An 8,383-nucleotide genomic window follows, 5' to 3' on the forward strand; every position below is an offset into this window, starting at 1 on the left:
GTAAAGAAGAAGAAGATAGACAGCTTTATAAAACCAATCTTATTTTTACCAGAATTTACAACTGTCTTAGATGCAATGAAAAAATTTAACGAAACAAAGCAGAATATAGCCATCGTAGTAGATGAGCATGGTACAACTGTTGGACTTATTACATACAAAGATTTGATTGAGACAATCGTAGGAGATATACCAGAGGAGTATGAACCAGAAGAAGCAACAATAAAACAAATTTCAGATAATGTATGGATTGTCTCCGGTAAGGAAGATGTTGCTTTCTTAACAGATGAGCTTGGAATTGTATTGCCAGAAGATTATGACTATGACACCATAGCAGGTTTTATTCTTGACTATTTAAAAAGATTTCCGGAGGAAAATGAAGAGTTCATCGTTCAAGATTACAAATTTAAAGTTATTGAAATGAGTTCAAACAGAATAGAAAAGGTAATGATAGAGAGATTAGAAACTCCAAACTCTAACGGGGAAGAAAATGATTAGTTCTGTAGTATTGATAGTCTTATTTATATTTTTTGAGGCTCTTTTTTCCGGTTCAGAGATTGCGTTATTTTCAGTAAACAAAAGCAAATTAAAGTATCAAGCTTCAAAAGGTGATGAGAAAGCAGAAAAAATTTACCAGCTTTTGGCTAAACACTATAATGAATATATCTCTGTTGGATTGATTGGCACGATTTTAAGCATAACTTTTGCAACATCTACATTTGTCGCATTACTTCATGATATTTCCTATTATACGCCTATCATAAAAGGAAAAGAAGAAATATTTGCAGAAGCCATAGTAATTTTGACTCTTCTATTTGGTGAAGTTATTCCAAAGAGTATTTTTCAGCATTACGCAGATGACATTATTTATTATGTAGTTCATTTTTTAGAAGTTTTTAGAAAAATATTTAAGCCATTTTTAATATTTGCTAATTTGATAAACAAAATTGTTTTTATACTTTTTAAGCTAAAACCTGCATCAGAAAAACCTTTATCAAAACAAGAAATTTTAGATTTACTGATTTCTGAAGTTAAAGAAATAGATGAATTAAAGAAAAAAATAATAGCTAATATCTTAATTTTTAGCGAAAGAAGAATATCGGAGATAGTAGTTCCGCTTTCAGATGTTATCGCAGTTTCTGATGATAAAAAGGTTATGGATGTAGTCCCGATATTTAAAGAAACAGGTTATTCAAGAATTCCGATTTATAGAAAAAGAATAGACCAAATAATTGGATTTGTAAGGTCTTATGATTTAATTTTTGCAAAACCAAACGAGCCAATAACAAAGTACATGAAAGGTATTAGATACATTCCGGAGTTTGCAAATCTGCCAAATGTTTTAAAAGGCTTTAAAAACTACAAAGACCATATAGCTGTAGTCGTTGACGAAAGAGGAGCAACCATCGGAATAATCACTTTAAGAGATGTTTTAGAAGAGATAGTAGGAGAAATTAAAGATGAGTTTGTCAAAAAAGATAAAGTAAGACTAAAAAAACAATCTTTAACGGAGCTTATTGTAGATGGACTCATGGAAATCAGAGAGTTGAAAAATTATATAGATATCAATATTCCGGATGGACCATTTGAAACTATCAACGGCGTGATCACCTACATTCTTGGAAGAATGCCAAAGAAGGATGAAGAGATAGTTATAGACCAATATGTTTTCAAAGTTTTGAAAATTGAAAAGAGAAGAGTTTTGGAAGTCTTAATCAAGAAGTTAGAAGAGCGAGAGACGGGACTCGAACCCGCGACCTACTCCTTGGCAAGGAGTCGCTCTACCAACTGAGCTACTCTCGCATAAAATATACTAAATATTATATCACAATTTATTTTTCTTTTCAAGTGCGAGTGGTGGGAGTTGAACCCACACGCCCTTTCGGGCACGGGATCCTAAGTCCCGCGCGTCTGCCAATTCCGCCACACTCGCAAAGTAAATATATATTATATCATAATCAAATTAATTCCAGAGCGTTTCAAAATTCTCGTAAGTTTATTTTCCTGTATCATCCCGAGACTGTAAGCCGAAGGATCTCTTTTTTTTGATTTTTTTAAAGATAAAACAGGAGATTTTTCGCTCGGTTGCAGAATGACGACTAAAAGGTTATTTAATTTTTAGATCATTCTCAGCTCAAAATTCTCTCATTCGCAAACATTAAATCCTTATCACTTCCAACGTATTACTTTCATCCGGGTTTTTCTCAGAAGGACCTTTGATTAATACAAAATAGCCATTTTTCAATAATGTTAGATTTTTGATATACTCTTTCCAATTTTTTGGCATTTGTTCTTCGTATACTGGATAAACACCATATGAAAATTCTAAGTTTTTTTCTACATTTTTATTAAAACAAACAGCAATTATCCATACAGGAAGTTTGAACCTGCTCATTCTTCTGGCTGTGGCTCCACTTGATGTTGGAGTTATAACAAACCCAGGATTTAGGTTTTTTACTAAATTAAAGGCATTTAATGCCATAGTATCTTGGAGTGAGTTTGACTTTGAAAGGTCTTTTAAAAGTACTTCATACATTGGACTTTCATATCTTTCTTTTTCTATGCATTTTGCAATATTTTTTAATGTTAAAACTGCTATATCTGGATATTTACCAACAGCAGTTTCTGCCGATAGCATGAGACAGTCTGTTCCGTCTAATATTGCATTTGCTACGTCCGTTGCTTCTGCTCGCGTTGGTCTAACGCTTTCAATCATAGATTCAAGCATTTGTGTTGCAGTAATTACTGGCTTTCCGGCCAAATTTGCTTTTTTAATGATTCTTTTTTGTGTAATTGCTATACACTCTATCGGTGTTTCTATGCCAAGGTCTCCTCTTGCAACCATTATTCCATCAGCTTCTTGTATAATCTCATCTATATTTTCTACTGCTTTTGGTCTTTCTATCTTTGCAATCAAAAAAGGATAGTAATCTATACTTTTTGCATACTCTCTTGCATCTACAATATCCTGCCTATCTCTAACAAAGGATACACATAAAGCGTCAATCTCAACTTCTTTTGAAAACTCAATGCATTTTTTCTCAAACTCTCCGATGGCTTTTAATGGTAAATCTACGTTTGGCAGGTTTATACCTTTACGAGAAGTAAGCTTCCCATTTGTTAAACTTACAACATAAACTTTATCATCTTTTATATCTTCAACCTTAAACTGTAAAAATCCATCGTTTATATAAATAACATCTCCAACTTTTAAGTACTTAGAAAAATCTTTTAAGTTAACAGAAATGACTCCTTCCTGTGGCTTATCTGAAAGGATTAACCTATCACCAACTTTTATATCAAGAGGCTGCAAGTCTCCAATTCTGATTTTTGGTCCGGGCAGGTCTCCTAAGATAACTATTCTTTTATTTAAAGATTTTGCTGTTTGTCTAAGAAGATTTATGACTTTTTGATGAGATTCAAAAGAGCCGTGAGAAAAGTTAATTCTGGCAATGTTCATGCCGTTTTGAATCATTTTTTTAATAGTCTCTTCATCAGAAGATGCAGGACCAATGGTGCATACAATCTTTGTTTTGATTTCTGGCAGGTTTAGCATGGTTATTTACTCAAATAGTGCATCTACAAACTCTTTTGCATCAAATGGCTGTAAATCGTCTATTCCTTCACCAACGCCGATAAATTTGATTGGTATTTTTAAATCCTTACAGATAGGAATGATTGCTCCGCCTTTTGATGTTCCGTCAAGCTTTGTGATAATAATACCGCTTACATCCGTTGCTTCTTTAAATGTTTTTGCTTGATTTATTGAGTTTTGACCTATCGTTCCATCCAAGACTAATAAGGTCTCTACCGGTTGATTTTCAAAAAATTTAGCAATCGTTTTTTTAATTTTTTGTAGTTCTTTCATCAGATGTTCTTTTGTATGAAGCCTTCCGGCTGTATCAACGATAACAACATCATCGCCTTTAGCTTTAGCACTGTTTATAGCATCAAAAACAACCGCTGAAGGGTCTGCTCCTTGTTGATGTTTTACAATTCTAACTCCTACTCTGTTAGCCCATACTTCAAGCTGGTCTATTGCTGCAGCTCTAAACGTATCTGCCGCAGCTAGAACTACCGATTTACCGTCTTGTTTTAGCATATAAGCTAACTTTCCAACGGTTGTAGTTTTCCCACTTCCATTAATTCCAAGAAATAATAAAACATCCGGCTTTTCACCTAAAAATGTTAGCCTTCCTTCACAATCTTTTAAAATATCGTATATTTTCTCTTTTAATAACTCTTTTAACTGCTCACCTTCGGTGATTTTTCTTTTTTTGCTCTCTTCTCTTAAAAATTGTATTATCTCCTGAGTAGCTTTTACTCCAACGTCTGCTTTAAGTAAAACAACTTCTATATCTTCAAACAATGACTCATCTATCTTTCTTCCAAAGGAAATTTTGCTAAAGCCTTCAGCTAATTGTTTCTTTGTTTTTTCGAGACCTTTTTTGACCTTTTCAAAGAAAGATTTAAACAACGCCTGCACCTCTTAAAGTTAGTTTAATTAATATTTTATCATTGCAAAGAGACTTTTTGTGTCAACGTATAAGTTAAAAAGCATGAAAAAATGTATAATAGATTTCAAAAAAGAATTATTAAGATTCATTGCTGTAGCTCTAAAACGATATTATTATTTTATCTGTCATCCTGAAGAAGTGAAGGATCTCCTCTTTTGATGCCATTTAAAAGGAATAAAGAAAAATAGGAGATTCTTCCCACGGCTGCAGAATGACGATGTTGATTTTTGCAAGCAGTCTCATAATGTGAGACGTCTACATCTTTCAGACGCTTAATTATCAAATTTTTTTCTATCCTGAGGCTGTAAAGCCGAGGACGGTAGATTTCTTATTTATTTACCCATTTTACACAGCCCATGGTTTTTACTTCGTTTGCTGTTTCTGGATCCATCTGGACAGTAACATCAAACTCTCCGCCGTATTCTCTCGTATATAGTATTTTGGTATTCTTCTTGGCTCTTATGTAAGCTATACAATCCTCACCAACAACTCTTACAACGTAAGTTGAACCTTTGAGGTCTCTTTCATTGAATGTTTCTTTCTTAATGTTCATCCCCTCAGCCACAGGCTCGCATGATAAATTATTTATTACAAAAACTTTTCCGTCTTTTGTAATACAACCAATGGCGTTATATTTGACACAACGTTCTGTTTCTATAACTTTTAGTGTTTGTCCTTCCTGAATAAGCTCACACTTTCCGCACGCCTGCGGTCTTGCGACCGTATTATCTAAAAGCTCTCGACAACTTGCTACGCCTTCTATAACTTTTATGCGAAGTTCCTTTACTTTAATGGAGCTTTCTGGCTCTGTTTTTGAACTTTGTTTATTGGTTTCAAAGCTTCCAAGCACATTCTTTACTGTCCCACAGCCAAACAAGAAAGTTGTACCGAATAAAAGAATTGCAATTTTTTTCATCTTGATTATATCCTCCGTATATATTTTAAAAAAAATATTTAAAGCAATATTATTATAACCCAGGTTTTCACCAACAATTAAGCTGAGAAGCGAGATTTAAAACGTGAGACATACTCTTCTGATTCAAAATATAATAAAATAAAAAAGCCCGCAGCTACGCGGGCAAGCTGTAGTAGGATAACAGCAGCAGGAGGTTAAAACTCAAGTTGAAGTCTTGAGAATATTTCATTTACTGATTTCTTTGTATCTCCGTTGTACATAGCCTTTCCAGCGTTGCCAAGAGATGCTACTGCACCGCCAAATTCTAAAGTCATATGTTTTCCTACATTGGCTGCGAGAGTAACTCCAGCTTCTGTACCAAGGCTTTTACCAACGTTATTACCATTACCATCTATCATATCTTTGTTAGACCTAAACGTTCCTATAACGCCTTGTGCTGATAAACCTTCTGTGATAGGAAAGTCAACCTTTGCCTGAACTGTTGTAAGACCATAGCCTTTATTGCCCGGCTCGAGACCAAAGTCATTCACGTCAGATGGTCCGTGTGGGGTAAAGATGTAAGTGTATGCCCAGTATCCGTTGGTTCCCAAAAGACCGTGTACCGTTTGAAAACCCTTTTTGTTGTCTTTTCCAGTAGAATACACACCAAGAAGGCTTAAAGTTGCTGGTCCAAGCTTTGTAGAACCCTCAAGTCTTGCAAGCCATCCACTGTTGCTGGTGCTTGCAATCTTTCCACTGTTTGCAAGAACTGCAGCGTGAAGGTTTACTTGGTCGAGCTTATAGGTTAAAGTAGGACCAACCCATGTTTGGTTTAGGGTAATGAAATCAGAAGGAGTACAACTGTTTGGATAATTAGGACTGTTTGGATCGCATATTTTTCCATAAGTTCCATAGTAATGGATGCCGGCGTTAAGCCCGCCAAGCTTAGAGTTTAAGTCTAAAACTAAGAAGTGCTGGTCTTTATCCTTTACCGCAGTGTTTCTGTAAAATGCTCCTTCTACAAGTCTTACATAAGCAAGCCTGTAGTCAATATCACCTACCTTTCCTGCGTATGCTATTCCACCTATGTTAAGGTCCCAGTCTGCAGAAAAGAGCATTTGGTCTACTTGGTCGTTGGCAGGGAGGATACCAGCCAGCACAGTGCCAGGTCCAGCTGGGAAGTAAAGATAACCATACCTTACACCTCTTGCCTGAAGTCTATTAAATGCGTTTACTGCATAAGCGTCCCTTGGGTCGCTAAATGCTGGTGATGAACCACCCCAACCGCCTCTGTATTCAAGCTGGAAGAAGCCCCCAACGCCTGCCTGGGTTTTTACATCAAAGTTAAGTCTTAATCTTTGTCTGAAGAAATCATACTGGTTGTTAGACTGGATGTTGGAGTTGTTGTACATTACACGGTACTGAATGCCGAAATCAATACCAACGTCCTTATCTTTAAGACTTGTGATCTCCACAGCATACGCTGGAGATAAAATGACTGCACCTAAAAGTGCTGCACTTGCTACTTTTTTCATGTTTAACCTCCTAAAATTTTTATTTATTAAGGGGGCATATGCCCCCTACAGCCTTAGCTTCTAAAATCATTTACCGGCAACAAGGATGTATTCTTTAGAATATCTTCAAGATTTCCTTTAAGCTTTCTTATCGCAACCCTTGAAGCCTTATACCAAGGAATAGTGGTTTTTGGGTCGGTATAGCTGGTAGTAAGGTGATTGAAAGAGCCTTTCCAGTGGTACATTATACTAAATACGGTTCCAGGAGGAGGAGCATCGTTTACATATACCAACGCCACTGCATTACCTTCTAAGTTATAAAGCTCAACTATATCTCCGGTATTAATTCCAAGTCTTCTTGCATCTTCTGGGTTCATTTCTATGTATGGTAAAGGAACAGTTGCAACCTTTTCTGGAAGGTATCTGTCATTGTATCCTGTTTGCCAGATTATTTGGCTTCTTCCCGTAGTAAGCCAGAATGAGTATTTACTATCGTTTCCTCCTTGGAGGTACTTGGTGATCTCTGGTGGATAGAATTTTAATGGGTCTGGCTCCCATGGGTCAGTTCCATACCATTTAAACTTACCATCCGGAGTTCCAAATCTGTGTACGTATCTTCTTTTTGTGCCAACAAGCTCTCCGGTTTTAGGGTCTATGCGAACAGGAGTTTGTATACCTTTCTGACCTACTTTTCTGAGATATTCATATGTAACACCTCTGTAGCATTCTGCTGGTAGAGTTGCTTCATCTGCCTCTGAAACCCTATTGTCTGGGAAATCATTTCCTCCATCTAAGAAAACTTCAGCAGCAGTTTTCCAATCCATTCCAGCACAGTATTTAGCTTCCTCATGGTTTCCTTCAGCCTCATATAATTCCTTCATTCTTGTAGCAATTCTTCCCCATATCCACCAGTCTGGTTTTGCATCTCCTGGAGGTGCCATAAATTGTTCCGCAATTCTGAGTAGTCTACTGTTACAATTTATATAGGTAGTAGGTTTTTCTCCCCAACCCGCAGCAGGAAGTATTACATGTGCATCCCTTGATGTTTCAGTTTTATACATATCAATAACGACCATAAATAAACCATTTGTTTTTTCGAGACCTTCTAGTATTCTTTCAGCTCTCTCTTCTGAGCCAGCTGGTTCTCCAGATAAGCTTGCCTGCTCTGATAGATACTTAGTAAGTGCCATGGTTCTCTCATGGACTCTTTTCTTGTAAGCTTGTGCGTTTGGTGTGGATAGGTATGGGTCTGTTCCAGATATATAATAGACCTTTGCTTTTGGATTATTTTTTACATATTCATCGATGTTTGCAGGCGGTCCGCCATTATATACAGAACCAACAAGTTTCGCTCTGGATTTATCGTGAGGTCTTACATAACCTTCTTGGTGTCCTCCCTGTCTTCCGCATCCTGTACCTGGTTTTCCGTAATTTCCAGTGAGGGCAGCAAGCTGTGCGAT

Annotated in this window: 6 protein-coding genes, 2 tRNA genes and 1 pseudogene; 2 read left to right on the plus strand and 7 right to left on the minus strand. The window is 36.4% G+C overall.

The features are described from left to right. The coding region (locus tag SULYE_RS03755) for a transporter associated domain-containing protein (RefSeq protein WP_007546657.1) at positions 1-495 on the plus strand (495 nt) is incomplete at its 5' end. Then, positions 488-1,711, plus strand: a pseudogene (locus SULYE_RS08015) (hemolysin family protein); the annotation flags it as partial. The gene SULYE_RS03755 and the pseudogene SULYE_RS08015, both read left to right, overlap by 8 nt. A gap of 16 nt (positions 1,712-1,727) precedes the next feature. Here the strand turns inward: SULYE_RS08015 and SULYE_RS03760 are convergent. The 7 genes from SULYE_RS03760 to SULYE_RS03790 form a co-directional block, all read right to left on the minus strand. Further along, positions 1,728-1,800, minus strand: a tRNA-Gly gene (locus SULYE_RS03760). Between the two features lie 46 nt (positions 1,801-1,846). Then, positions 1,847-1,930: transfer RNA gene (locus SULYE_RS03765), tRNA-Leu, on the minus strand. 225 nt (positions 1,931-2,155) lie between these two features. Beyond that, positions 2,156-3,553 (minus strand): pyruvate kinase, encoded by a 1,398-nt coding sequence (gene pyk, locus SULYE_RS03770; RefSeq protein WP_007546660.1) that lies wholly within the window; start codon positions 3,551-3,553, stop codon positions 2,156-2,158. Between the two features lie 6 nt (positions 3,554-3,559). Then, entirely contained in the window at positions 3,560-4,474 is a 915-nt protein-coding gene (ftsY, locus tag SULYE_RS03775; protein WP_007546662.1) for a signal recognition particle-docking protein FtsY, read from the minus strand. A gap of 368 nt (positions 4,475-4,842) precedes the next feature. Beyond that, entirely contained in the window at positions 4,843-5,430 is a 588-nt protein-coding gene (locus SULYE_RS03780) for a hypothetical protein (protein ID WP_007546664.1), read from the minus strand. Between the two features lie 194 nt (positions 5,431-5,624). Continuing rightward, positions 5,625-6,944, minus strand: coding sequence for a hypothetical protein (locus tag SULYE_RS03785; protein ID WP_007546666.1), 1,320 nt, complete (start codon positions 6,942-6,944; stop codon positions 5,625-5,627). A gap of 53 nt (positions 6,945-6,997) precedes the next feature. Further along, positions 6,998-8,383 (minus strand): arsenate reductase (azurin) large subunit (locus tag SULYE_RS03790; protein ID WP_007546668.1); only part of this gene is annotated, 1,386 nt, incomplete at its 5' end.

This window comes from Sulfurihydrogenibium yellowstonense SS-5, assembly GCF_000173615.1.
GTDB classification, from domain to species: Bacteria; Aquificota; Aquificia; order Aquificales; family Hydrogenothermaceae; genus Sulfurihydrogenibium; species Sulfurihydrogenibium yellowstonense.